This is a genomic window from Aeromonas sp. HMWF017 (assembly GCF_003061465.1).
GTDB lineage: Bacteria > Pseudomonadota > Gammaproteobacteria > Enterobacterales > Aeromonadaceae > Aeromonas > Aeromonas veronii.
In genome coordinates this window covers 61,952-63,075 of sequence record NZ_QAJD01000030.1, presented here as the reverse complement: position 1 = coordinate 63,075, position 1,124 = coordinate 61,952, and the positions used below count along the sequence as shown (strand labels likewise).

General features: G+C 64.9%; 2 protein-coding genes. Both read left to right on the top strand.

Annotation, left to right across the window (positions count from 1 at the left end):
* Positions 1–497: ABC transporter substrate-binding protein (locus DBR30_RS21525; RefSeq protein WP_258224259.1), on the top strand; the 497-nt coding region annotated here is incomplete at its 5' end.
* Positions 494–1,124 (top strand): iron chelate uptake ABC transporter family permease subunit (locus DBR30_RS21520; RefSeq protein WP_258224258.1); only part of this gene is annotated, 631 nt, incomplete at its 3' end. The genes DBR30_RS21525 and DBR30_RS21520, both read left to right, overlap by 4 nt.

Sequence of the window (1,124 nt, the reverse complement as noted above, 5' to 3'; positions counted from 1 at the left end):
CCCTGACCCTCGCCTGTATGGTGGGCAAAACCGCCGAGGGCGAACGGCTGCTGGCCGGGCTGGATCGGGATCTCGCCAGCATGCAGGCCGGATTGCCTGCGGATCTGCCGCCCCTGCTGGTGGTGCAGTTTATCGATGAGCGCCATGTGCGGGTGTTTGGTCGCCACAGCCTGTTCGATGCGGTGATGACGCGGCTCGGGCTGCGTAATGGCTGGCAGGAGCAGACCAATGACTGGGGGTTCTCGGTGGTCAGCATCGAGCAGTTCATGACCTTGCCAACCGCGCGGCTGGTGGTGGTCGATCCCATCCCGGTAGGGGTGAGCGAACGGCTGCAGGAGCCTGGGCTGTGGCAGCATCTGCCGCTGGTACGCCAAGCCCCCGTGCTGCATCTGCCTGCGGTCTGGAGTTTTGGCGGCGTACTTGCCGCCCGCCGTTTCGCCGGTCTGCTCAGCGATGCATTGCTGCAAGATGCCCAGCGTATGGAGGTTAGCCGATGAAGCGACTGCTCACATCGCCGCTGCTGCGGCCGGTCTCGATCCTGCTGGGGTTGACCCTCTCGCTCGCGTATTGGGAGCTGGCTCGCCAGCTGCCCGGTGCGCTCTGGTGGCAGAGCCTCTTCGCCCCCAATCTGGATGATGTCAGCCAAGCGGTGGTGCATTTCAGCTGGCTACCCCGCCTGGTTGTCACCCTGCTGGCCGGGGCGGCGCTCGGGCTGGCAGGCACCCTGATGCAGCAGGTGCTGCGCAACCCGCTCGCGTCACCCACCACTCTTGGGGTGGCCTCCGGCGCCCAGCTGGCGCTGATGATGGTGACCCTGTTTGTCCCCTCCTGGTTGCTGCTGGGGCGGGAGTGGATCGCCATGGCCGGTGGCAGCCTCGCGATGGCACTGGTGTTTGCCCTGGCCTGGCGTCGTCAGCTCAATCCGGTGGTCATCGTCTTTGCCGGGCTGGTGATCAACCTCTATCTGGCGGCTATCAGCATGGGACTCTTGCTGTTCTTTCAGGAGGAGCTGAAAGGTTTGCTGGTGTGGGGCAGTGGCTCGCTAGTGCAGAACAGTTGGAGCGGGGTGAGTTACCTGTTACCCCGCCTGCTGGCAGCTGCTGCGTTGGCCGCAGTACTGGTGC